The sequence below is a fragment of the Streptomyces sp. NPDC004051 genome (genome assembly GCF_053604275.1).
In genome coordinates, this window is the sequence record NZ_JBSGHG010000029.1 from 56747 (window position 1) to 81124 (window position 24378).

The 24378-nt window shown below is 71.9% G+C and carries 18 protein-coding genes, 5 tRNA genes and 1 riboswitch; of the genes, 9 read left to right on the forward strand and 14 right to left on the reverse strand.

From position 1 onward, the window contains the following. Positions 1 to 62: 62 nt before the first annotated feature. The 5 genes from hrpA to ACWEQO_RS25620 form a co-directional block, all read right to left on the reverse strand. Positions 63 to 4139 (reverse strand): ATP-dependent RNA helicase HrpA, encoded by a 4077-nt coding sequence (hrpA, locus tag ACWEQO_RS25600; protein WP_452985376.1) that lies wholly within the window; start codon positions 4137 to 4139, stop codon positions 63 to 65. 101 nt (positions 4140 to 4240) lie between these two features. After that, positions 4241 to 4314, reverse strand: a tRNA-Phe gene (locus ACWEQO_RS25605). Positions 4315 to 4338: 24 nt separating this feature from the next. Further along, a tRNA-Asp gene (locus ACWEQO_RS25610) sits at positions 4339 to 4413 on the reverse strand. A gap of 48 nt (positions 4414 to 4461) precedes the next feature. Continuing rightward, positions 4462 to 4534, reverse strand: a tRNA-Glu gene (locus ACWEQO_RS25615). A gap of 154 nt (positions 4535 to 4688) precedes the next feature. Further along, on the reverse strand, positions 4689 to 6245 hold the full coding sequence (locus ACWEQO_RS25620; RefSeq protein ID WP_452985377.1) for a metallophosphoesterase family protein: 1557 nt from the start codon (positions 6243 to 6245) through the stop codon (positions 4689 to 4691). A gap of 85 nt (positions 6246 to 6330) precedes the next feature. On the opposite strand from ACWEQO_RS25620, the gene ACWEQO_RS25625 reads away from it, so the two are divergent. The 4 genes from ACWEQO_RS25625 (at position 6331) to ACWEQO_RS25640 (ending at position 10107) form a co-directional block, all read left to right on the forward strand. Further along, positions 6331 to 6681, forward strand: a complete 351-nt coding sequence (locus ACWEQO_RS25625; protein ID WP_055593280.1) for a metallopeptidase family protein — start codon at positions 6331 to 6333, stop codon at positions 6679 to 6681. 95 nt (positions 6682 to 6776) lie between these two features. Further along, positions 6777 to 7328, forward strand: a complete 552-nt coding sequence (locus tag ACWEQO_RS25630; RefSeq protein WP_452985378.1) for a hypothetical protein — start codon at positions 6777 to 6779, stop codon at positions 7326 to 7328. 314 nt (positions 7329 to 7642) lie between these two features. Beyond that, on the forward strand, positions 7643 to 9880 hold the full coding sequence (locus ACWEQO_RS25635; protein ID WP_452985379.1) for a DEAD/DEAH box helicase: 2238 nt from the start codon (positions 7643 to 7645) through the stop codon (positions 9878 to 9880). A gap of 154 nt (positions 9881 to 10034) precedes the next feature. Further along, a tRNA-Lys gene (locus ACWEQO_RS25640) sits at positions 10035 to 10107 on the forward strand. Between the two features lie 145 nt (positions 10108 to 10252). Here the strand turns inward: ACWEQO_RS25640 and ACWEQO_RS25645 are convergent. From ACWEQO_RS25645 to ACWEQO_RS25665, 5 genes are all read right to left on the reverse strand, one after another. Continuing rightward, complete coding sequence (locus ACWEQO_RS25645; protein ID WP_452985380.1) at positions 10253 to 10618, reverse strand: hypothetical protein; 366 nt, start codon at positions 10616 to 10618, stop codon at positions 10253 to 10255. A 1-nt stretch (position 10619) separates the two neighbouring features. Continuing rightward, positions 10620 to 11108 carry a TetR/AcrR family transcriptional regulator gene (locus tag ACWEQO_RS25650; protein WP_361458294.1) on the reverse strand — a complete coding sequence of 163 codons (489 nt, stop codon included), beginning with the start codon at positions 11106 to 11108 and terminating at the stop codon, positions 10620 to 10622. 87 nt (positions 11109 to 11195) lie between these two features. Then, the gene (locus ACWEQO_RS25655) at positions 11196 to 11621 is read right to left on the reverse strand and encodes a DUF4118 domain-containing protein (protein WP_361458297.1); all 426 of its coding nucleotides are present in this window, start codon (positions 11619 to 11621) and stop codon (positions 11196 to 11198) included. Between the two features lie 164 nt (positions 11622 to 11785). Continuing rightward, positions 11786 to 13003, reverse strand: coding sequence for a cation:proton antiporter (locus tag ACWEQO_RS25660; RefSeq protein WP_452985381.1), 1218 nt, complete (start codon positions 13001 to 13003; stop codon positions 11786 to 11788). A 605-nt stretch (positions 13004 to 13608) separates the two neighbouring features. Then, positions 13609 to 13899, reverse strand: coding sequence for a DUF3040 domain-containing protein (locus ACWEQO_RS25665; RefSeq protein WP_361458303.1), 291 nt, complete (start codon positions 13897 to 13899; stop codon positions 13609 to 13611). A 496-nt stretch (positions 13900 to 14395) separates the two neighbouring features. Between ACWEQO_RS25665 and ACWEQO_RS25670 the strand changes: the two genes are divergently transcribed. Further along, positions 14396 to 15403, forward strand: coding sequence for a HAMP domain-containing sensor histidine kinase (locus ACWEQO_RS25670; RefSeq protein WP_452985382.1), 1008 nt, complete (start codon positions 14396 to 14398; stop codon positions 15401 to 15403). After that, positions 15400 to 16098 (forward strand): response regulator, encoded by a 699-nt coding sequence (locus ACWEQO_RS25675; protein WP_452985383.1) that lies wholly within the window; start codon positions 15400 to 15402, stop codon positions 16096 to 16098. Before ACWEQO_RS25670 ends, ACWEQO_RS25675 begins: the two co-directional genes overlap by 4 nt. A gap of 81 nt (positions 16099 to 16179) precedes the next feature. Here the strand turns inward: ACWEQO_RS25675 and ACWEQO_RS25680 are convergent, their stop codons facing one another. Beyond that, entirely contained in the window at positions 16180 to 17472 is a 1293-nt protein-coding gene (locus ACWEQO_RS25680; protein WP_452985384.1) for a cation:proton antiporter, read from the reverse strand. Positions 17473 to 17798: 326 nt separating this feature from the next. Here ACWEQO_RS25680 and ACWEQO_RS25685 point away from each other — a divergent pair, with 326 nt between their 5' ends. The 3 genes from ACWEQO_RS25685 to ACWEQO_RS25695 all read left to right on the forward strand — a co-directional run bounded on the left by ACWEQO_RS25685 (position 17799) and on the right by ACWEQO_RS25695 (position 20616). Beyond that, a complete protein-coding gene (locus ACWEQO_RS25685; protein WP_452985385.1) occupies positions 17799 to 18932 on the forward strand; it encodes a dihydrofolate reductase family protein in 1134 nt (377 codons plus the stop codon). 112 nt (positions 18933 to 19044) lie between these two features. Continuing rightward, positions 19045 to 19118 (forward strand) — tRNA-Met (locus ACWEQO_RS25690). Positions 19119 to 19412: 294 nt separating this feature from the next. Further along, positions 19413 to 19570: riboswitch (cyclic di-AMP (ydaO/yuaA leader) on the forward strand. Between the two features lie 11 nt (positions 19571 to 19581). After that, positions 19582 to 20616, forward strand: coding sequence for a M23 family metallopeptidase (locus ACWEQO_RS25695; protein WP_361462754.1), 1035 nt, complete (start codon positions 19582 to 19584; stop codon positions 20614 to 20616). 81 nt (positions 20617 to 20697) lie between these two features. On the opposite strand, the gene ACWEQO_RS25700 is transcribed toward ACWEQO_RS25695, so the two are convergent. The 3 genes from ACWEQO_RS25700 to lhgO are packed head-to-tail and all read right to left on the reverse strand — an operon-like array spanning position 20698 to position 24317. Continuing rightward, positions 20698 to 22086, reverse strand: a complete 1389-nt coding sequence (locus ACWEQO_RS25700) for a PrsW family intramembrane metalloprotease (RefSeq protein WP_452985386.1) — start codon at positions 22084 to 22086, stop codon at positions 20698 to 20700. 52 nt (positions 22087 to 22138) lie between these two features. Then, on the reverse strand, positions 22139 to 22996 hold the full coding sequence (gene trmB / locus ACWEQO_RS25705) for a tRNA (guanosine(46)-N7)-methyltransferase TrmB (RefSeq protein ID WP_452985387.1): 858 nt from the start codon (positions 22994 to 22996) through the stop codon (positions 22139 to 22141). 37 nt (positions 22997 to 23033) lie between these two features. Next, positions 23034 to 24317, reverse strand: coding sequence for an L-2-hydroxyglutarate oxidase (lhgO, locus tag ACWEQO_RS25710; RefSeq protein WP_452985392.1), 1284 nt, complete (start codon positions 24315 to 24317; stop codon positions 23034 to 23036). Between the last annotated feature and the right edge of the window lie 61 nt (positions 24318 to 24378).

Consider the following 24378-nt stretch of genomic DNA (forward strand, 5'->3'; position numbering starts at 1 on the left):
CGAGAAGAGACTGTACAGGAGTCCTGGCCCGCTGGTCGAATTCACCCTGCGTGCCGCTCCGGTCACGGAACCGCGGCGTCGATCGCCTTCACGATCCGCTTGTCCGACACCGGGTACGCCGTGCCCAGCGCGTGGGCGAAATAGCTGACCCGCAGCTCCTCGATCATCCAGCGGATGTCCAGCACCTGCTGCGGCACCGGCCGCCCCTGCGGCATCTGCTCCAGCAGCCAGGCGTACTCGTCCCGCATCTCCCGGACCTTCTCCATGCGGGTGGTGTCCCGCTGGACGTTCGTCGGCATCTGCTGCAGACGACGGTCCACGGCCACCAGATACCGCATCAGGTCCGGCAGCCGCCGCAACCCCGTCTCCGTCACGAACCCCGGCTTCACCAGGGCGTCCAGCTGCCCCCGCACGTCCTGGAGGTTCGCCAGCAGCGCGGGGCTGCGCAGGCCCTTCAGCCGGCGCTCACACGCCTGCCAGGCGGCGAGCACCTGCTGCACCTGATCCACCGCACGGACGGTCGTGTCCACGATCTCCGCACGCACCTTGTCGTACAGCTTGCGATACGACTCCTCGTCCCACACCGGCCCACCGAAGTCCGCGATCAGCCGGTCCGCCGCCGCCATCGCGCAGTCGTCGAACAGCGCCTGGATCGAACCGTGCGGATTCGCCGACAGCGCGAGCTTCTGCGGGTTCGTCAACTTTTCGGATGCGAACTTCGCGGGACTCACCGGGATGTTGCGCAGGATCAGCCGGCGCGTGCCCCGCCACATCGCCGGCTGCTGCTCCGCCTCCGTGTCGAAGAGCCGTACGGAGACCGTGTCGCCGTCGTCGACCAGCGCCGGGAACGCCTTCACCGGCTGACCGGCCCGCCGTGTCTCGAAGACGCGGGTCAGTGTGCCGACGGTCCAGTCCGTCAGACCCGTACGCTCCAGGGACTCGCCGCCCCGGCGTTCGGCCGTGGCGGCCACCGCCCGCGAGAGCGCCTTGCGGGCCTTCGGCTTGAGCCGGAGCCGGAGCGCTTCGAGGTCCTTGTCCTCGTCGAGCTTGCGACGACGCTCGTCGACGATCCGGAACGTGACCTTCAAATGGTCGGGGACCTTGGACCAGTCGAAGTCGTCCGCGTCGAAGGGCACCCCGACCATGCGCTTCAGCTCACGCGCCATCGTCGTGGTCAGCGGCTCCTGGAGGGGCACCGCCCGCTCCAGGAACGCCTTCGCGTAGTTCGGCGCCGGCACGTAGTTGCGGCGGATCGGCTTGGGGAGGGAACGGATCAGCTCCGTGACGACCTCCTCCCGCAGACCCGGGATCTGCCAGTCGAAGCCCTCCTCCGTGACCTGGTTCAGCACCTGGAGCGGAACATGGACCGTCACCCCGTCCGCGTCCGCACCCGGCTCGAACTGGTACGTCACCCGGAACGCGAGGGCACCCTGCCGCCAGGAATCCGGATAGTCGGCCTTGGTGACGGCCTCCGCCGACTCACGGATGAGCATCTCGCGCTCGAAGTCGAGGAAGTCCGGCTGCTCGTGCCGCTTGTGCTTCCACCAGGAGTCGAAGTGGGCCCCCGACACGACGTGCTCGGGAACCCGCTGGTCGTAGAAGTCGAACAGGGTCTCGTCGTCGACCAGGATGTTCCGGCGCCGCGCCCGGTGCTCCAGCTCCTCGACCTCGGTGAGCAGCCTGCGGTTGTCCGCGAAGAACTTGTGGTGCGTGCGCCAGTCGCCCTCGACCAGGGCATGGCGGATGAACAGCTCGCGCGACACCTCGGCGTCGATCCGGCCGTAGTTCACCTTGCGGTGGGCGACGATCGGCACGCCGTACAGCGTGACCTTCTCGTACGCCATCACCGCGGCCTGGTCCTTCTCCCAGTGCGGTTCGCTGTACGTGCGCTTCAGCAGGTGCCCGGCGAGCGGCTCGACCCACTCCGGCTCGATCTTCGCGTTGACCCGGGCCCACAGCCGGGACGTCTCGACGAGCTCCGCCGACATCACGAACCGCGGCGGCTTCTTGAACAGCGCCGAACCGGGGAAGATCGCGAACTTGGCGTTGCGCGCCCCCAGGTACTCGTTGCGCCCGCCGTCCTTGCGCCCGCTCCCGTCCTTGCGCCCGGCCGCACCGGAGTCCTTCGACTCCTTCACGTCCTTCATCCCGATGTGGGACAGCAGACCCGCGAGCAGCGAGACGTGGATGCGGTCCCCGGGCGCGTCCTCCTCGTTGAGGTGGATGCCCATCTGCTTGGCGACCGTGCGCAGCTGCGTGTAGATGTCCTGCCACTCACGGATCCGCAGGAAGTTCAAGTACTCCTGCTTGCACATGCGCCGGAAGGACGACGAACCGCGCTCCTTCTGCTGCTCGCGCACATAGCGCCACAGGTTCAGGTAGGCGAGGAAGTCGCTGGTCTCGTCCCGGAACCGGGCGTGCTGCTGGTCCGCCTGGGTCTGCTTGTCGGCCGGCCGCTCACGCGGGTCCTGGATGGACAGCGCCGCCGCGATGACCATCACCTCGCGGACACAGCCGTTGCGGTCCGCCTCCAGCACCATGCGCGCCAGCCGCGGGTCGACCGGCAGCTGGGCCAGCTTCCGCCCGGTCTCCGTCAGCCGCTTGCGGGGATCCTTCTGCGCCGGGTCCAGCGCGTTGAGCTCCTGCAGCAACTGCACGCCGTCCCGGATGTTCCGGTGGTCCGGCGGATCGATGAACGGGAACTTCTCGATGTCGCCGAGACCCGCCGCCGTCATCTGCAGGATGACCGACGCCAGGTTCGTGCGGAGGATCTCCGCGTCCGTGAACTCCGGACGGGCCTCGAAGTCGTCCTCGCTGTACAGCCGGATGCAGATGCCGTCCGACGTACGCCCGCAGCGGCCCTTGCGCTGGTTGGCGCTGGCCTGCGACACCGGCTCGATCGGCAGCCGCTGCACCTTGGTCCGGTGGCTGTACCGGGAGATGCGGGCGAAGCCCGGGTCGATGACGTACTTGATGCCCGGCACCGTCAGTGACGTCTCCGCCACGTTGGTCGCGAGAACGATCCTGCGGCCGCTGTGCTGCTGGAAGACCCGGTGCTGCTCGGCGTGCGAGAGCCGCGCGTACAGCGGCAGCACCTCGGTGCTGCGCCAATCAGCGCCTCCGGCGCGGGGGTACTGCTTCTTCGTCAGCGCGTCCGCCGTGTCCCGGATCTCCCGCTCACCGGAGAGGAAGACCAGGATGTCGCCCGGCCCCTCGGCCATCAGCTCCTCGACCGCGTCCGTGATCGCGGTGATCTGGTCGCGGTCGGCGTCCTCCGAATCCTCCTCGAGCAGCGGCCGGTACCGCACCTCGACGGGATACGTACGACCGCTGACCTCGATGATCGGGGCATCGCCGAAATGCCGGGAGAACCGCTCCGGGTCGATGGTCGCCGAGGTGATGACGACCTTCAGGTCCGGACGCCGCGGCAGCAGCTGAGCCAGGTACCCCAGCAGGAAGTCGATGTTCAGCGACCGCTCGTGGGCCTCGTCGATGATGATCGTGTCGTAGGCGCGCAGCTCCCGGTCCGTCTGGATCTCGGCGAGCAGGATGCCGTCGGTCATCAGCTTCACGAAGGTGGAGTCCGGACTCACCTGATCGGTGAACCGCACCTTCCAGCCGACGGCCTCGCCGAGCGGAGTGTCCAGCTCCTCGGCGACACGCTCCGCCACCGTGCGGGCGGCGATCCGGCGGGGCTGGGTGTGCCCGATCATCCCGCGGACGCCCCGGCCCAGCTCCATGCAGATCTTCGGGATCTGCGTGGTCTTTCCGGAACCCGTCTCGCCCGCGACGATCACCACCTGGTGATCGCGGATGGCCTCGGCGATCGTGTCCTTCTTCTGGCTGACCGGAAGCTGCTCCGGGTACGTGATCTCCGGAACACGCGCCCGCCGCCCGGCCATCCGCTCCTCGGCCTTCGCGACCTCCGCGGCGATCTCGTCGAGCACGGCGGTCCGGGCCTCCGGCTTGCGGATCCTGCGTGCGCCTTCGAGCCTGCGCCCGAGCCGCTGCGCGTCGCGCAGGGAGAGCTCGGTCAGGCGGGAGGCGAGGGCGCCGAAGGAGGGGGTGCCGGGAGAGGCGGCGCCGGGAGACGGGGCGCCCGAGGCGGGCGTGGAAGCGGAGACAGGTTGCGTGGACATACGGGAACCAGGATCTCATCATCGAGAATTTTGTGGCCAACAGTTTTGGCGGTGCGGCGCACGCGAACACCCCCTCCGGAAACCCGGAGGGGGTGTGGTTGTGGCTGGGGCCGGGGTCGAACCGGCGACCTATCGCTTTTCAGGCGATCGCTCGTACCAACTGAGCTACCCAGCCACGAGGTCTCAGGTGAAACCTCAGCGGTCCTGACGGGATTTGAACCCGCGGCCTCCACCTTGACAGGGTGGCGAGCACTCCTAACTGCTCCACAGGACCTTGTGGTGTGTGCGTACTGCCGAAGCAAGTGTCGCACACTGTACTGCGTGCCCCCAACGGGATTCGAACCCGTGCTACCGCCTTGAAAGGGCGGCGTCCTGGGCCACTAGACGATGAGGGCGGGCAAACCGATACTGCTCGCTTCACAATCGCCCCAAGGGACGTGAGAAGCATGTGACTCCGCTTTCCCTGAGGGGTTCCGCTTCTCCCTGGCCCCTGACGGGGTTCGGGACGGTCAAGCCCTGACCGGCGCCCTTGGGCACGACGAGACTGTACTACGGCCTTCCGGGTGCGGCCAAACCAAAAAGATGTTGGCCTTCCGCCGATGGAGAGGGCGTCGGTGACGGTGTCGCGCCCGGCTGGTTCTCCTCCGGGAGGTGGCGGCTGACCTCGGCCGTCGTGAGGCCCAGGCCGCCCAGCTTGATCGCGTCCCAGGCCTGGAGGCGGCGCGTGTCGCGGTCGAAGTAGAGGATCGAGGTCTCGATCGGGTCGGGGTGTTCGCCCTCGACCGCGCGCAGGCCGCTGCCGCCGGTGGAGCCTTCGGTGCGGAGCCGGGTGCCGTACTGCATGACCTCCGTCTTCTGGCGGTGGATGTGTCCGGCCAGGACGAGGGGCACCGTGCCGTCGACCTCGCGGGCCGCCGACGGTTCGTGGGCGACGGCCACGTCCACCGGGGTGCCGGCCGCCTTCTGGTCGCGCAGGGCGGAGGCGAGGCGGGCGCCGGCGAGTTCCTGGGACTGCTCGGCTCCGGTTTTCCTGGACCGGTCCGGGGTGAACTGGGGGTCGCCGATGCCGGCGAAGCGCAGGCCCGCGATGGTTTCGGCCCGGCCGTCGTCCAGGACGTGGACGTTCTCGAGGCCTTCCAGATAGCGCTGGGTGACCAGGGAGTCGTGGTTGCCGCGGACCCAGACGTAGGGGGCGCCGAGGTTCTCGACGGGGTCGAGGAAGCCGTTCTCGGCGGCGGTGCCGTGGTCCATGGTGTCGCCGGAGTCGACGATGACGTCCACCCGGTACTGCTCGACGAGCGAGGCGATGATCGTCCAGCTCGCGGGGTTGAGGTGGATGTCGGAGACGTGCAGCACCCGGATGGTGGTCGGGTCGGGCTGGTAGGCGGGGAGCGTGGAGGTGGCGTCGTAGAGCTTCGTCACATTGGTGACCAGGCGGGCCAGCTCCTTCTGGTAGACGTCGAACTCGGTGACGATGCTGCGGGCGTTGCCGACCAGGGACGGCGCGGAGGAGAGCAGCCCGGAGAACTTCGGTTCGAGGACGGAGTCCGGGTTCCAGGTGGCGTACGCGGTGCCGCCGGACGCGGCCAGCAGGGTGAGGGCGAGGCCGCCCGCGGCCAGGGCGCGGCGGGGCCGGCGGTAGACGATGAGGCCGAGCGCGGTGGCGCCGGTGACGACGGCGACGACGGAGCGCACGGCGAGGTCGGCGGTGCCGCGGCTGATGTCCTGGGTGACCTCGTCCTGGAGCCCGGAGAGGCGTTCGGGGTGGGCGACGAGGGCCTGGGAGCGGGCGGGGTCGAGCTGGTCGACGTTGACGTCGAGGCGGACGGGGGCGTGGTGGCTGTCGAGTTCGAGGGCGCCCAGGGGGGAGACGTTGATCTTCGTGCCGCCGGTGAGGGAGGGGCGCAGGGTCATGGTCGTGTCCATGGGGCCGACCGGAACCCGGACGTCGCCCACGACCAGCAGGCCCAGCCAGGCGCCCAGCAGGACGACGGCGACGAGTCCCAGGACCCGCTTCCAGGGGCGGGGGCGGGGGACGAGCGTGGTGGTCGTCGGAGGGGTGGGGCGGCGGCGGAGGTTCCTGACTGCGGAGGGGACGCGGACCATTGGTCCCGTATGCCCGTACGGGCCATTCGATATGCGGGGTGTCCGGTGACGCTCGTACGGATGGGGCATGGCCGACAATGACGGTGTGCTGGAGATGACGCGTGGTGAGTTCGAGGAGCTGGTGGCCGAGGCGCTCGACCGGATTCCGCCGGAGCTGACGCGGCTGATGGACAACGTCGCGGTGTTCGTCGAGGACGAGCCCCCGGCGGACGATCCCGAGCTGCTGGGGCTGTACGAGGGGACTCCGCTGACGGAGCGGGGCGAGTGGTACGCCGGCGTGCTGCCGGACCGGATCACCATCTACCGGGGCCCGACCCTGCGGATGTGCGAGTCCCGGGAGGACGTCGTCGCGGAGGCGGAGATCACGGTGGTGCACGAGATCGCGCATCACTTCGGGATCGACGACGCCCGGCTGCACGCCCTCGGCTACGGGTAGGTCACCGGTCTGTCACCGGTGCGTTGTTGGCGTGTCCTCTTGCGGGCGGCGGGAGTTGGACACATCGACCCAGCACTGCAACCGGAGGTGGCCTCGTGCGCCCCTTGTACGTACCCGTCCGCCTGGCCGCCACCGTCGTGGCCGTCGTCGCCGCCGCCGGTTGTATGAGTGTCGGTGAGGGCGGGGCGGGCGGGGCCGCCGAGCCGTCGCACTCCGCGGGCCGATCGGGGGACGGGGCGCCCGACGGAGGACTGCCGCCGGGGCCGGGAGGTGTGGACGGCCAGGGAGGTGCGGCGGCCGAGGGCGAGCGCGGGCGCCGCGCGGGCCAGCACGGGAAGCGCAAGCGGGAGAAGGACGGAACGGGAGCTTCGGTCTCGGCCGAGGCCTCGCCCTCCGCGGGGGCGAGCGGTCCGGCGCCGGACGACACCGGGCGGCCGGGCCGGCCGTCGGAGCCGACGGCGCCCGTGGGCCGGCCCGAGCCGTCGGAGCCGAGCCGGCCGTCGGAGCCGGAGCCCGTACCCCCGCCGCCGGAGCCGTCGGTCGCCCCGGAGCCGACGGTCGTGGAGCCGTCCTCGCCCGCGGACGAGCCGCCGGAACCCCAGCTGGCGCGGCGGGAGCCGGCGCCGGAAGCGGGGGCGCCGGTGTAGCGGCTTCTCCAGTGTTTCCTTGCCGGCATGCGCACTTGTCCTGCCGTCCTGCCGATGCGTGGGCCGATCGACCTTCACTCTGCTGACCTGCGGGTCTGTGGAACGACGGGGGTTCGGTTTGCTTTCGGTGGGGGAGGGTGCGTATGGTGGCAGATCGTTTGATCCTATTTGCCCGGCGCCACTGCAGAGCGCGCCGTGTGGCGCGTACTCTCCCCTTACCGTGGTGGACCGCATCGAGGCGGTCATATTGCGAACTGCGAATCACGGAGTTGACGGGCGCGTGCCGAAGAGACTCCGGAAGGTTTCGCATTCGCATGTCCATCGCCAGTACTGATCACGTCGTCGTGCCCGAGAACCCCGAGAACTCCGAGAACACGGAGAACACGGAGAACTCGCCGGTCACCGACATCACCGCCGTCGCCACCGACGTCACCGCCGACACCGGCATCGCCGACACCGGCATCGCCGACACCGGCATCGACGCCGCCGACAGCGACGCCGACCGCACCCCCGAGCTCACCTTCGCCGACCTCGGTCTCCCCGAGGGCGTCGTGCGCAAGCTCGCACAGAACGGCGTGACCACCCCCTTCCCGATCCAGGCGGCGACCATCCCGGACGCCCTGGCCGGCAAGGACATCCTCGGCCGGGGCCGTACCGGCTCCGGCAAGACCCTCTCCTTCGGTCTGCCGACGCTGGCCACGCTGGCCGGCGGCCGGACCGAGAAGCACAAGCCGCGGGCCGTCATCCTGACGCCCACCCGTGAGCTGGCCATGCAGGTGGCCGACGCGCTCCAGCCCTACGGCGACGTCGTCGGCCTGCGCATGAAGGTCGTCTGCGGCGGCACCTCCATGGGCAACCAGATCTACGCCCTCGAGCGCGGTGTCGACATCCTCGTCGCCACGCCCGGCCGGCTGCGCGACATCATCAACCGTGGCGCGTGCTCCCTGGAGAACGTGCAGATCGCCGTCATCGACGAGGCCGACCAGATGTCCGACCTGGGCTTCCTGCCCGAGGTGACGGAGCTGCTGGACCAGGTTCCGGCGGGCGGTCAGCGGATGCTGTTCTCCGCGACGATGGAGAACGAGATCAAGACCCTCGTCGACCGGTACCTGAAGGACCCGGTCAGCCACGAGGTCGACGCCGCCCAGGGCGCCGTCACGACCATGTCGCACCACATCCTGGTCGTGAAGCCGAAGGACAAGGCGCCGGTCACCGCGGCCATCGCCTCCCGCAAGGGCCGCACCATCATCTTCGTCCGCACCCAGCTGGGCGCGGACCGGGTCGCCGACCAGCTGCGCGAGGCGGGTGCGAAGGCCGACGCGCTGCACGGCGGCATGACGCAGGGCGCGCGGACGCGGACGCTGGCCGACTTCAAGGACGGCTACGTCAACGTCCTGGTCGCCACGGACGTCGCCGCGCGCGGCATCCACGTCGACGGCATCGACCTGGTGCTGAACGTCGACCCGGCCGGCGACCACAAGGACTACCTGCACCGGGCCGGCCGCACGGCGCGCGCGGGCCGCACCGGCACCGTGGTCTCCCTCTCGCTGCCGCACCAGCGGCGCCAGATCTTCCGGCTGATGGAGGACGCGGGCGTGGACGCCACGCGCCACATCATCCAGGGCGGCACGGCCTTCGACCCGGAGCTCGCCGAGATCACCGGGGCCCGGTCGATGACCGAGGTCCAGGCGGAGTCGGCGGGCAAGGCGGCGCAGCAGGCCGAGCGCGAGGCCGCCCAGCTCACCAAGGAACTGGAGCGGGCACAGCGCCGGGCCTCCGAACTGCGGGAGGAGGCGGACCGGCTGGTCGCCAGGGCCGCCCGGGAGCGGGGCGAGGACCCGGAGACGGCGGTGGCCGAGGCGGCCACCGAGGCGGCGGTCCAGGACCGGACCGAGGTCTCGCTGCCGGAGCAGCCGACCGCGCGTGACACGGAGCGCTTCGAGCGCCCCGAGCGCCGGGACGGTTTCCGCCGTGACGACCGCGACGACCGTGGTGGCCGTTCCTTCGAACGCCGTGACGACCGCGGTGGGTTCAACCGTGACCGGGACCGCGACCGGGACCGTGACCGTGGCGGTTTCCGCCGTGACGACCGGGGCGACCGTGGTGGCCGTTCCTTCGAACGGCGTGACGACCGCGGTGGGTTCAACCGTGACCGGGACCGTGACCGGGACCGTGACCGTGGCGGCTTCCGTCGCGACGACCGCGGTGAGCGCCCCGAGCGCCGGGACGGTTTCCGCCGTGACGACCGCGGCGACCGTGGTGGCCGTTCCTTCGAACGGCGTGACGACCGCGGTGGCCGTTCCTTCGAACGCCGTGACGACCGCGGTGGGTTCAACCGCGACGGCGACCGTGACCGTGGCGGCTTCCGCCGCGACGAGCGGGGCGGCCACCGCGGCAGCGACCGCCCGTTCAACCGTGACCGCCAGGGCGACCGCCCCGGCTTCCGTTCCGGCGCCTCGCACGACCGCCCGTACGGCCGCCGTGACGACCACCGCGGTGGCGGCTCCTTCGGCCGCCGCGAGGACAAGCCGCGCTGGAAGCGCAACGGCTGACCCCGGCACACCGGACCGACCCGGGAGGGCCCGCACGACACCCGTCGTGCGGGCCCTCCCGCGTTTTCCACGGAACACGTCCGGGTCCTCCTGGCCGATACCCGATCAAAGACGCGCTCACATCCCGCTATGCTCGTGGAGGCAACATCGCCGAGGGCCCTTAGCTCAATTGGCAGAGCAGTGGACTTTTAATCCATTGGTTGTGGGTTCGAGTCCCACAGGGCCTACCGGCCGCAGGGGAGGGGCGGTCCCCCTCGACCTGCTCTTCGGCGTCCGGGCCGGCTTCGGCCGGCCCGGACGCCGTTTCGTTGCCCTGGTCGCCGGGCCCCTGCGTCCGCGCCCCGCGTGCCTCGTGGCGTGGTGCGGGTTCGTTCAGGCGCGGGAGATGGCCTGTTCGATGAGGTCCACGGTGGCGCGGGGGTTGTCGACCTGCAGGACGAGCCGGTCGTAGTGCTCGGCGTCGGCGAGTTCGATGACGACCACCTTGTCCGGGTTCTTCACGTCCCAGAACAGGCGTTCGCCGTTGCGGCGGAAGCGGCCCGCGGTGATCAGTCCGGGGAAGTAGGAGCCGGCGACGCGGACGCCCTTGGGTTCGCGGGCCATGCCGGGGTCGTGGGTGGCGCCGCGTACGTGGGCGAGGGGGATCTCCAGGCGGCTCTTGAGGGTCCAGAACTTGTCGAGGCCCTGGAACTCGGCGGTCAGTGCGCCGCGTTCGCGGTCGATGGAGATCAGGGCCATGTCAGTGCTCCTTGGGAGTGGTGGTCGGCAGGGCGCGCAGGCGCAGGCGGGCGCCGAGGACGGTGGAGGCGAGCTGGGGGGCGGCGTCACCGTGGGAGGGGCGCAGGGCCTCCTCCAGTGCTGCGATCCCCTCCGCCACCAGTGCGGCGACCTCCGGGTCGTGGGGGGCGCGTTCGGCGGCGGAGAGGAGGAGGAGCCCGGCGGCCGGGCCGTTGTCGTACGAGGCGGTGGCGGTGGTCAGTGCCTGCGCGGGGTCGGTGAGGGTGGCGATGGCCGCGGTGGCCGGGAGGATCTCGTGGTCGAGGTGCCGACGGAGCGCGGTCAGGTGCAGGTTCCGTTTCGAGCCGAAGACCTTGTAGAGGCTGCCCCGGTGGATGCCGGTGGCGGTGACCAGGTCGTCCACCGAGGTCCCCTCGAAGCCGTGGGTGGCGAAGAGGGCGGCTGCGGTGCTGACGGCCCGGTCGGTGTCGAAGGCGCGTGGTCGTCCCATGGCCATGACGGTACGAGATATGAGAACGATCAGTCAAGAACGAGCGTTCTTGAATCGGGTCGCCCTGGCCCGCAAGGCTGCGGGCGGTCAGGCCGGGCGGCCGTCCCCGGGGTCCGTCCGGAGGGTGAGGCGGTGGTGGGCCGCGCGGGCGTGGGCCAGACGGGACACGGTCGTGCCGACGAGGGCGGCGGCGAGCAGGCAGCCGAGCCAGAACGTGTCCCTGGGGCCGGCCCAGGTGAGGGTGCCGGTGGGCGGTGTCGCGAAGCCGTTGAGGAACAGCCAGCACAGGACGGCGGTGCCGGGGGCCGCGGTGAACCGTGCGCGCCCGCCGAGAGCGGCGGCGAGCAGGGACAGGGACACCAGGAAGAGCCCGGGGCGGTGCGGGCCCACGACCGTGTGGAGGAGGGCCACCAGGGCCAGTGCACCGCCGGAGGCGCCCGCCCATATCAGCGGAGTGGCGACGGGCCGGGGGACCGGCCGCGGGCCGGTGCCGACGGTGACCCATTCGATCACGCTGCTGCCTCGGTCGTCATGCCGCCGCTCCCCTGGAGCCCGTCCGGAGTGCATCCCGGGCTCCCCGGGCTGATTCTCGCACCGTCGACGTCGCGCACGGGCCGTCCGTATCGGCCGCTGATCGTGCAGCCGCCCGCACCCCCCGTTCGTGCCGTCGTGCGTGGTCAGCCGCTCGCATGGGCCGGTTCCGTCTGGTCGGCCGGCGCGGCGGTGCCCTGCCGCCCGTCCGGCCTGCGGCGGGTGAGGAGGCCGGCCAGCGGTTCGGTCCAGCGGGCGGTGAGGGGGCCGAGGACGACCAGGATCAGGACGTACGCCGTGGCCAGCGGGCCGATCCGCGGTTCCGTGCCGACGGCGAGACCGGCGATGACGATCGAGAACTCGCCGCGCGCCACCAACGTGCCCCCGGCCCGCCAGCGGCCCCTGGCCGGGATGCCCGCCCGCCGGGCGGCGAACCAGCCGGTGGCGATCTTCGTCAGCATGGTGACGACGGCCAGCGCGAGCGCCGGGAACAGCACCGGCGGGATGTCCGTCGGGTCGGTGTGCAGCCCGAAGAAGACGAAGAACACCGCCGCGAACAGGTCCCGCAGCGGGGACAGCAGGCCGTGCGCGCCCTCGGCGACCTCCTCGGACAGCGCGATGCCGACCAGGAAAGCGCCCACCGCCGCCGACACCTGGAGGTGCTGGGCGACGCCCGCGACCAGCAGGGTCAGCCCCAGCACCACCAGCAGCAGCATCTCGGCGTTGTCGGAGGAGACCGCGCGGCTGACGATGCGTCCGTGGCGCAGGGCGACGTAGAGGACGGCGCCGACGGTGCCCAGGGAGATCAGCAGGGTGACGCTGCCGCCCGCGAGACTCACCCCGGCCAGCAGGGCGGTGAGGATCGGCAGGTAGACGGCCATGGCGAGGTCCTCCAGGACCAGCACGCCGAGCACGACCGGTGTTTCGCGGTTGCCCAGCCGCCCGAGGTCGCCGAGCACTTTGGCGATGACACCGGAGGAGGAGATCCAGGTGACGCCGGCGAGGGCGACCGCGGCGACCGGCCCCCAGCCCAGCATCAGCGCGGCGACGGCGCCGGGGGCGGCGTTGAGGACGAAGTCGACCGCGCCCGACGGGTACTGGGTCTTGAGGGTGGTGACGAGGTCCGACGCGCTGTACTCCAGCCCGAGCATGAGCAGCAGCAGGATGACACCGATCTCGGCGCCGGTGGCGACGAACTCCTCGCTGGCCTGCAGCGGCAGGATCCCGCCGTGGCCGAAGGCGAGGCCGGCGAGCAGGTAGAGGGGTATGGGGGAGAAGCCCACCCGTCCGGCGAGGCGGCCCAGCAGCCCGAGGGCGAGGATGATCGCTCCGAGTTCGACGAGCAGGGCGGTGGTGTTGTGCACGGGCGGCTGACCTCCGTGGATCGGTTCGGTGGCGGCGTCTGTGCCTGAGGGCTGGGGCTCGCCGGACTGGAGGGCGGGCCGGGGGTCGGGAGCCGGGGAACCAGGGGCCGGGGTGCGATGCTGCGGGAATCGACTGTCGGGTGCCTGGGAGGGGAGGGTCCGGGGCGCCCCCTGCGGGACGGGTCGTCCCCCTACGGGGCGTGGGGTCGATGCCGGGGACTCGGGCAGGGTGGGCGGAGACGGCCCGGGACAGGCGCTAAGGCCAGAAGACGGTGCCGCCGGTATCGGGAACGGCGTCGCGGGCGGCGTTGTCGACACGCACGGGGATCACTCGACCCATGTCACGCCCCCGTTCTTCTCTTCGCGCTCGTCGGTCCGACCGGTCATCAGCACTCGGCTGCTCGACGGGCGATGCCGGGCAGCCGACGCTCAGCGCTCGACGTTCGGCGGTCAACGCTCACTAAGGAGCGGAACGCCGCTCAACGGAGCGTAAGCGCTTGGTAAAGATTTTAGCGCACCCCAAACCGGGGTGCGCTGGGAGAAAAGCCGCCCGACGTGACAAAGCGGTGACCGTGAATCGTGTCCGAAGACGGGTTCGAGCCGTATCAGCGCGCCGAGTTCCGGTAGCGGCTGCCCCTCCGGGGCGGGTAGGGGTCGAACAGCTGAACGCCGATTCCGCTGAGGACCAGACCGGTCGCGATGAGCAGCCCGTGGGGCACGACCAGGCCGATGAACAGCAGGACCACGCCGATTCCCAGTACCCACCAGGCGCGCGTGTGCCGGTACTCGCGTGGCTTGGCCGGCCGGCCACTGGACAACGAACGCGCGAAGTGCGGATCGTCCTGCTCGATTCGGGCCGCGAGATCGACGAGGCGCTGGTCGTCGGACTGGGGCACGTCTCCTCCTTCCCGAACGGCGGCGGCACGGGGAGACCTCCGACCGCCACCTGAAAACGCCTCCGGGCGTCGGTTCCATGACACCGACGCCGGGGGCGAGAAAGTGAGCTGTCGGCCCGCGAACCAGGGCCGACACAGGGGAGCTTGCCCGGGTGCCGAGGTCATCATCCGCTCGGTACGAGCGGTTCGGCGGGGCGGGCCCGCGTCCACTTCAAGGATCACCCGCCGGGCGCCTCGAGACCATCGGGCCCGACCCTCATCTTCGTGGGGGCCGAGGATGTACGCGGGGCGCCCGAACACCCACGGACCCGTGGAAAAATGGGGGTCGGCACGGATGGCGCACAGCCGGAACAGCGACCACGCTGGGGCGTGGCGGCCCACGTGCCCGCGCCCCCGGGACCGACGGGCCGCCGGAACGCTCCCGCCGCACCGGGAGTCCACGGCAGACAGTACGGCAGACGGCGCACGGTGAGCAGGGGTGAGGAGGTGGTACCGGGTGCCACTGTTCTGGCGGATCTTTCTGCTGAACGCCGTCGTACTGATCACGGCCACCGCCCTGCTGCTCGGACCGGTCACCGTCTCCACCCCGGTCCTGCTCACCGAGGCCGCCGTGCTCACCGTGGGGCTGGCCGCCATGCTCTTCGCCAACGCGCTGCTGGTGCGCGTCGGCCTCGCCCCGCTGCAGCGCGTCACCCGCGCCATGTCCACCACCGACCTGCTCCGCCCGGGTCAGCGCCCCGAGGTCACCGGGCGCGGGGAGATCGCCGAGCTGATCAGCACGTACAACACGATGCTCGACCGGTTGGAGGACGAACGCGCCACGAGCAGCGCCCGCGCCCTCTCCGCGCAGGAGGACGAACGGCGCCGCATCGCCCAGGAACTGCACGACGAGGTCGGCCAGAGCCTCACCGCCGTCCTGCTCCAGCTCAAGCGGGTCGCCGACCACGCCCCGGTGGAGCTGCGCGAGGAGCTGAGCCTGGTGCAGGAGACCACCCGGAGCAGCCTGGACGAGATCCGGCGCATCGCCCGCCGGCTGCGCCCCGGTGTCCTGGACGAACTCGGGCTCGCCAGCGCTCTCAAGGCCCTCACCACCGAGTTCGGCGCCTCCACCGGCCTGATGGTCCAGCACCGCCTCGACCCCGACCTGCCCGACCTGGGACCGGAGGCCGAACTGGTCCTCTACCGGGTGGCCCAGGAAGGGCTCACCAACATAGCCAGGCACGCGCAGGCCCGCCGCGCGGAGGTCTCCCTGCGCCGCACCCCCACCGGAGTCGACCTCCAGGTCCGGGACGACGGTCACGGCATCGGCGCCGCGGCCGAGGGCGCCGGTATCCGGGGGATGCGCGAACGGGCCCTGCTCGTCGGCGCCGACCTCGACGTGGGTCCCGCTCCCGGCGGCGGGACCCGGGTGTGCCTCGCCGTGCCCGTTCCCGTACGGGGTCCCGCGCCCGTGCGGGCCGTGCCGACCGTGACCGCCGCTCCCGACCGGAGACGCCGAACATGACCGACCCGGCTCCCGCCAGCACTCCCACCGGCCCCGCCGAGGGTCCGCCCCCCACCCGTATCCTCCTCGCCGACGACCACGCGCTGGTCCGCCGGGGCGTACGCCTCATCCTCGACGGCGAACCGGACCTGACGGTCGTCGCCGAGGCCGACAACGGGGCCGAAGCCATCGAGCAGGCCCGCGTCCACGAACCCGACCTGGCCATCCTCGACATCGCCATGCCCCGCCTGACCGGCCTCCAGGCGGCCCGCGAGCTCTCCCGCGCCCTCCCGCAGACGCGGATCCTCATCCTGACCATGTACGACAACGAGCAGTTCTTCTTCGAGGCGCTCGGCGCCGGCGCCTCCGGATACGTCCTCAAGTCCGTCGCCGACCGCGACCTGGTGGAGGCCTGCCGGGCCACCATGCGCGGCGAGCCGTTCCTCTACCCGGGCGCCGTCAACGCCCTGATCCGCAACTACCTCGAACTCGCCCGGGACGGCCGGAACCTGCCCGCCAAGGCCATCACGGACCGGGAGGAGGAGATCCTCAAACTGGTCGCCGAGGGGCACACCTCGCAGCAGATCGCCGATCTCCTCGTCATCAGTCCCAAGACCGTGGAGCGCCACCGCGCCAACCTGCTGGCCAAGCTCGACCTGAAGGACCGGCTGGAACTCACCCGGTACGCCATCCGGGTCGGCCTGATCGAGCCCTGATCGAGCCCGGTCCGTCACCGGAGCCGACACCCGGGCGCCCGGTCCGTCACCGGAGCCGACACCCAGGGGCCCGGACCGGTCCTACCGCTCGGCCTCGGCGGGCAGGGGCTCCGCCTCCCGGTCGCGTCCGGTGTCCAGGTCGGGCGCGGGCCCGTCGTCCGGAGCGTCGGGCGGGGCCCCGGGTGGGGGCCCGTGGTCGGACCGCCGTGCCCGTACGGCGCGCAGGGCGCGCGCGAGCAGATCGGCCCGTCCGGCGAGCACCGGGCCGAGGACGGCGAGGACGAGCACGTATCCGGCGATGAACGCGGTGAGCCGGCCGTCCAGCCCCGCGCCGGTGGCCATGGCGGCCAGGATCAGCGCGAACTCACCCCGGGCGACGAGCGTGGTCGCGATGTCGGCGGCGATGTCGGCGCCGTAGCGGTACAGGCGGGCGACCAGCAGGCCCGCGGCCAGGTTCATGGTGAGGGTCAGCACCACGGCGACGGAGACCGGACCGGCGACGGAGGCGATGTCACCGGGGTCGATGGCCAGCCCGAAGGCGAAGAAGAAGATCGCCGCGAAGGCGTCGCGCAGCGGATGCACCAGGGTGCGGATCCGGGGTGCGGAGGGAGTGCCGGCCACGATCAGGCCGACCATGAACGCGCCGATGGCGTCGACGACCCCGAGCACCTCGGAGACGCCCGCGACCAGGATCGCGGTGCCGAGGAAGGTGACGACCAGCAGCTCGTTGTCGCGCACCGCCAGCAGCCGGCCGAACAGCCGGCCGCCGAAGCGGGCGGCGACGGCGAGCACCATCAGGAAGCCGAACGCCTTGGCCGCCTGGAGCGCCATGTCCGTGAGGCCCCGGGCGTCGCTGAGAACGGGCTGCAGGGCGGCGAGATAGAGGGCGAGGAAGATGTCCTCGACGACGGTGACGCCGAGGATGAGGCGGGTCTCGGGCCGGCCGATGTGGCCCAGCTCGATCAGGATCTTCGTGACGATCGCCGAGGAGGAGATGCCCAGCACCCCGGCGAGCACCAGGGCCTCCCGCGCGCCCCAGCCGAGGGCGAACCCGAAGCCCAGTCCCGCGCCGACGTTGAGCAGCAGGTAGATGCCGCCGGCGGTGAGCAGCCGTCTGCCGCCCCGTCTCAGATCGTCGAGGTGGAACTCCAGCCCCAGGTAGAAGAGGAGCAGGACGAGACCGAGCGCCGAGAGCATCCCGAAGTCGTGCGCGTCCTCGACCAGGACCGGGCCCGGGGTGTGCGGGCCGAGCAGGATGCCGGCGAGCATGAACAGGGGGATGGTCGGCAGTCCGATCCGGCTGCCGAGGCGGGCGAGGAACGCGGCGGCGAGGAAGGCGCCGCCCATGGCGAGCAGTGTGTCGGCATGTCCCACGGGCCACCGCCTTCCACAGCACGGGAACGGAGCGTGATCTCATCGACTGAGCCGAGTGGGGGCCGCTCCTTCGCGTCGATGGGGGTTCTTCGCCATACAGAGCCGCGGGCGGTGCGTCGGGGACCACAGAGGGGTCCGGGAGCCACTTGTCGCCTTCCCACGCTCACATCCGGCCCCACGCGACGACCATCCGTGGCACCACTCATGTCTGAGGGAGGGCGACACCCACGTGGGCCCCGGCCCGGCCCACGATCCGCTTGTCAGACTTGAGTCAGTTCAGTGGTCCGCGGCCCCGCGGTCCCGACCCCGTCCCCAGGAGCGCGTCGATGCCCCACCCGTACGTCCTGCTGTCCGCCGCCGTCTCCCTGGACGGCTACCTCGACGACACCGGCCCCGAGCGGCTGCTGCTGTCCGGTCCGGCCGACTTCGACCGGGTCGACGAGGTGCGGGCGTCGGTCGACGCGATCCTGATCGGCGCCGGCACGATCCGCGCCGACAACCCCCGCCTGCTGGTCAACTCGCCCGAGCGGCGGGCCGCCCGGGTCGCCGAGGGCCGGCCCGAGTACCCGCTGAAGGTCAGCGTCAGCGGCTCCGGCGACCTGGACCCGACGGCGCGGTTCTGGCACACCGGCGGCGAGAAGGTCCTCTACACGACCGACGAGGGCGCCGAACGCGCCCACGCGCACGGCCTCGCCACCGACGTCGTACCGCTCGGCGCCGCACTCGACTGGCGGCGGCTCCTCACGCACCTGTACGACGTGTACGGCGTCCGGCGGCTCATGGTGGAGGGCGGCGGCCTGATCCACACCCAGCTCCTCACCCAGGGCCTCGCCGACGAGCTCCAGCTGGTCCTCGCCCCGCTCTTCGTCGGCGACCCGGACGCCGCCCGCCTCTTCGGCCCCGGCGCCTATCAGGGCGGCCGGCTGCGGCTGCTGGAGACCCGCCCGGTCGGCGACGTCGTCCTCATGCGCTACGAGCCCACCGCCCCCGGCGCCGGCCCGCTCCCCGTCGCCGCCGACCACCACTGGCTGGCCCTCGCCTGCGAACTGGCGGCCCTGTGCCCGCCGTCGGAGACGGCCTTCAGCGTGGGCGCGGTGGTGGTCGCGGCCGACGGCACCGAACTGGCCCGCGGCCACTCCCGGGAGGGCGGCGACCCGCTGGTGCACGCCGAGGAGGCCGCCCTCGCCAAGACCGACCCCACGGATCCACGGCTCACGACCGCCACCGTGTACTCCAGCCTGGAGCCCTGCGCGCGCCGCGCCTCGCGCCCGGCGCCCTGCGCTCGGCTGATCCTGGACGCGGGGGTGCGGCGGGTGGTCACCGCCTGGCGGGAGCCGGACACCTTCGTGGCGGACGCCGACGGCAGCGGGGTGCTGGCCTCCGGGGGCGCCCGGGTCGTCGTACTGCCCGAGCACGAGGAGGCGGCCACGGCGCCGAACGGCCATCTGGTCGGCCGGTGACGAGACGACGGCGGTGACGGCGGCGGCGATGGCGAAGGCGGTGGCGGCGACGGCGAGGCGATGAGGAGTGTGCGGAGTGTCCCCCGCATGCCGTATGCTGGTGACACAACGACGCGGGGTGGAGCAGCTCGGTAGCTCGCTGGGCTCATAACCCAGAGGTCGCAGGTTCAAATCCTGTCCCCGCTACTGAAGGCCGAGGGCCGGAATCCGAAAGGGTTCCGGCCCTCGGTCGTTCTCGGCTTCCGCGCCGCTGTCACGCCAGGTGATCGGGTCGGCGCGCTGCGCATAACAACTGATAAACCGTCAGTTTCAATGTGACGCGTGAGGCATGGTCAACTCGCCCGACTTTGCCCGACCGTGGCGCTTAAGTCCGCGTGGAAATCGTTAACGATCAAGAGGAACGGCTTGGAATCCGGCCCCCACCTCTATTAACGTTCGATAACGCAGCGCGGTCGTCCCAGCCGTCACACGAGTCGGCTCCGTGCGCATGCGCCGAATCCCGTAAGGGAACCGGGGAACCAACATCTTGGGGTGAATCGCGTGGACGCCCCCGTGGAGACACGGAGCGTGTACGCGCGTAGGAGACCTTCCTGCTCCGAACCCGTCAGCTAACCCGGTAGGCGAGAAGGAAGGAAAGGAGTACGCCCAGGTGGCGTCGAACCGGCCTGCTCCCGAGGCCCCCTTCATGCCGAGCCAGTACGACGGCGACCCCTTCGTCTACGGCGGTGCCCGCCCCGACGAGGGCCCCTTCGAGGAGTGGAACCCCACCGAGGAGTCCGTCCGCCCCGTGCGCGGCCGGCACCGTGTCGGCAAGCAGCGCGGCGGAGGTCTCGCCCGCAGCTCCACGGTCCTGGGCGTCGGCGTCATAGCGGCGGTCGCCGGTGGCGGCATGGCCAGCGCCCAGACCGGCAAGCCGCCGGTCTCGATCTCGATGCCGGACCTTCCCTCTGTCGGTTCCCTCATCGCCGACGAGGAAACCCCCGCGGGCTCCGCCACCGCGCTCAGTGACATCGGTACGGTCGCCGACGAGGTCACTGAGCAGGGCGGCTCCGACGCCGGCGAGGCGCTGCACGCCCGGATCATGGCCCAGGTCGAGCAGCAGCAGAGCCAGGCCGAGGACAAGGCCGCCGCCGAGGCCGCCGCCGCCGCGGAGCAGGAGGCCAAGGAGAAGGCCGCCGCCGCGAAGAAGGAGGCGGAGGAGAAGGCCGCCGAGGAGAAGCGGAAGGCGGAGGAGGAGGCCAAGCAGAAGGCCGAGGCCGAGCGCCTCGCCGAGCTGGCCCGGCAGTACGCGCTGCCCACCTCCTCGTACACCATTTCCTCGACCTTCGGTCAGGCCGGCGCCTACTGGGCCTCCGGCCAGCACACCGGCCTGGACTTCGCCGCCCCCACGGGCACGCTGATCAAGGCGGTCCACACCGGCACGATCACCTCCGCCGGGTGGGACGGCTCCTACGGCTACAAGACCGTGCTGACGCTCGACGACGGCACCGAGATCTGGTACGCCCACCAGTCCTCCATCAACGTCAGCGTCGGCCAGCAGGTCAACACCGGCGACGTGATCGGCCGCGTCGGCTCCACCGGCAACTCCACCGGCGCCCACCTCCACCTGGAGGTCCACACCGCCGGCTCCGGCGCGGGCATCGACCCGCTGGCCTGGCTCCAGTCCAAGGGCCTCACCGTCTGAGACGACCACAGCCCCGGCAGTTCTGACGACGACCCCCCGACGTCAGGGCTGCCGGTCAGGCGTTTTCAGGGGCGGTACGTCTCAGGGGCGGTACGGGTACGCGTACGGGTTCGGCCGGTACGCGGAATGCCCGAGGTGGGCGGGACGCGCGGGGTACGGGGCATACGAGAGGGCCGTCGCGCCGTGCACGCCGTACACGCCGTACGCGCCGTGCACCGGCCAGAGCGGCACGGGCGGCGCGGTGGCGCGGGCCGCGTGCTCCAGGGCCGGGCGGGCCGCGTCGCGGCGGCGCCACAGCTCCCGCAGCAGCTCCCCCTCCCGCGCGGCGAAGTCCGTGCCCACGCGGCCGCGGCGCGCCCGGTGCCGCAGGAACGCCAGGGACGTCGCGTACGCCTCGTACCGCACCACCGTCCGGGCCGCCTCCCGGCCCCCGTGCCGGCGCGCGTACCGCCGGGCGAGGCGCCGGGCCCGCATCGAGCCGAGGGCGAACGGCTGGGCCGGGCTCAGCCAGCCGGCGGCGACGTACACGGGCAGTTCCGTGCGCACGGTCCGCAGCTCGCGTTGCCGCGTCCACACCACCAGCCAGGTCAGCAGGCCGAACGACGGCACCATGAACGCCCCGTACACGGCGAAGAAGCCGTACTCGCCGAGGACCGAGGAGCCGTTCCACAGCGCGTGCATGCCCATCGCGAGCAGCAGACCGCCCAGCGGCGGCAGGACGCGCCACCGGCGCCGACGTTCGACGGCGAGCGCGGCGATGCCGAAGCCGATGCCGGTGAGCACGGTGAAGAGCGGGTGCGCGAACGGCGACATGACGACGCGGACGAAGAAGGTCGCCGCGGTGACGGAGGAGACACCGCTGCCGCCGGTGAGCTGGTCGGTGCCGAAGGCGTTGCCCAGGTAGAGGATGTTCTCGGTGAAGGCGAAGCCGGTGGCGGCGACCCCGGCCGTCACCACGCCGTCGAGGATCCCGGTGAAGTCGCGTCTGCGGAAGAGGAAGACCAGCAGGACGGCGGCGGCCTTCGCCGACTCCTCCACGACGGGGGCTATGACGGTCGCGCCGAGGGTGTCGGCGCGGGACGGGTCCGCCGTCTCCGTCGCTATCCACTGGGTGGCGAAGCTGTTGGCGACGATCGCCATCAGCGCGGCGGCGCAGGCGCCCCACGCGAAGGAGAAGACGAGGTTGCGCCAGGGGCCCGGCGCGACCCGGTCCAGCCAGCGGAAGGCGGCGATGAGCAGCGGCACCGGGAGGACGGCGAGGCCGAGACCGACCAGGAAGCCCTCCGTGCCGGTCTGCTCGCGGACCAGAGCCAGGATGACCAGGCCGGAGAGCGAGAGGAGGGCGATCAGCGCCCCGTGGCGCACCCAGGGCCGCTGCCACCAGTGCACGTGCTTCGGGGCTCGTCCGGGCGGCCCGGCGGGGGGTGCCACCGCGTCGGGCCGCGTCGGGTACGGACGGCTGGTGTCCACGGCATTGACCCTAACGAGGGAAGGGCGCTGCCCGCAGGTACGCCGGATGGGCTCAGGGGCCGGTGGGGGGTTGCCCGGTGGGTCGGTCACCGGGCCGGTCGTCGTGCGGTACGCGGCGGAAGAGCAGGTCGTTCACCACATGGCCCTTCTCCAGCCCCTGTCCCTCGAAACGGGTCAGCGGGCGGAACTCCGGACGCGGCGCGAAACCGCCGTCGGCCACGGTGTTCTCGAAGGCGGGATGCGCGGTCAGCACCTCGAGCATCTGCCGGGCGTACGGCTCCCAGTCGGTGGCGCAGTGCACGACCGCGCCCGGTGCCAGCCGGGTCGCGGCGAGGGTGAGGAAGTCGGGCTGGATCAGCCGGCGCTTGTGGTGCCGCTTCTTGGGCCAGGGGTCGGGGAAGAAGACGCGCAGCCCGCTCAGGGAGTCGGGGGTGAGCATCTCGCGGAGCAGGATGATCGCGTCGCCGTTGCCGACCCGCACGTTGTCCAGACCGTGCTGCTCGGCGAGGTTGAGCAGGTGCCCCTGACCGGGTGTGTGGACGTCCACGGCGAGGATGTTGGTGCCGGGGTCGGCGGCGGCCATCCGCACGGTGGCCTCACCCATGCCGAAGCCGATCTCGAGGACGACGGGGCGGTCGTTGCCGAAGAAGTCGGCGAGGTCGAGCCGGCGCCCGTCGACGTCGAAGCCCCACCGGTGCCACAGCCGCTGCAGCGCGTCCGCCTGCCCGGCGGTGACCCGGCTCCGGCGCGGCTGGAAACTCCGGATCCGCCGCTCGAAGTGCGATCCGGCGGGATCGGCCTTCGGCCCGTCGGGGAAGCGGGGCTCCCCCTTCTCCCGGGTACGGCGGATCGACACACCGGGCGCGTGCTCGGTGTGCGGGGCTGCGGGGGTGTTCAAGGAGTCAGACACAGTGCTCTCGATTTTACGGCGGTCCGCACGGCGGCCCTCAGGGCGACTCCGCGGCCGCGCCGGGGCCCTGCCGCCCCGGGCCGGCCAGGGCGGCCAGCGCTCGGCGGGCGATCTCCCGGCCGATGGGCAGGGACGCCGTCGCGGCGGGGGAGGGGGCGTTGAGCACGTGGACCGCGCGGGGGGCCTCCCGGATCAGGAAGTCGTCGGCCAGGGTGCCGTCCCGCAGGACGGCCTGCGCCCGCACGCCGGCCGGGGCGGGGACCAGGTCGGCCTCCCGGACCGCGGGCAGGAGCCGGCGGACCGCCTCGGTGAAGGCCCGCCGGGACAGGGAGCGGTGCAGCTCGCCCGCGCCGTGCCGCCAGTGGCGGCGGGCCAGGCGCCGGGAGCCCGGCCAGGCCAGGGTGGCGGCCAGCTCGCGCGGGCGGACCGTGCGCCGGTCGTAGCCCTCGCGGGCCGGTGCCGGTACGGCGTTGGGGCCGACGTGGACGCCGCCGTGGACGCCGCGCGTGAGGTGGACGCCGAGGAACGGGAAGGCCGGGTCGGGCACCGGGTAGACCAGGCCGCGGACCAGCTCCGGCCGGGTCAGCTCGTAGTACTCGCCGCGGAACGGCACGATGCGCATGCCGGGATCGTCACCGGTGAGGCGGGCGATCTCGTCGCAGTACAGCCCGGCGCAGTTCACCAGGACCCGGCCGCGCACGACGTCCCCGGCGGCGGTCAGGACCGCGACGCCCCGCTCCGGGCGGCGGTCGACGCGGACCACCCGCGCGCCGTAGCGGATCTCCGCGCCGGACGCCTCCGCCAGGCGGTGGGCCACCGCCGCGAAGTCGCAGACACCGGTGGCGCCGACGTGGAGGGCGGCCAGGCCCTCGACCTCCGGCTCGTACTCGGCGATCTGCGTCGCGCCCAGTTCGCGGACCGTCAGCCCGTTCTCCCGGCCGCGCTGGGCCAGGGCGTGCAGACGGGGCAGTTCGTTCCGGTCGGTGGCGACGATCAGCTTGCCCGTCACGGCGTGCGGGACGCCGTACTCCGCGCAGAACTTGACCATCTCCGCCGCCCCCCGCACCGCGTACCGCGCCTTGAGGGAGCCGGGGCGGTAATAGATGCCGCTGTGGATGACGCCGCTGTTGCGGCCCGTCTGGTGCCGGGCGGGGCCGGGCTCCTTCTCCAGCACCGTGACCCGCGTGCCCGGCGCCGCACGGGTGATCGCGTACGCCGTCGACAGGCCGACGACGCCGCCGCCGATCACCAGCACGTCGCAGTCGTACGACGGCCGCACCGCGCGGACCACTCGCACCACCTCCCGCTCCCGATAGTGCACCACGCCACTGACAACGCCCGTGCACCCGGAAGCGACGGGGCCGCCGGGGCCTCGGGCCCCG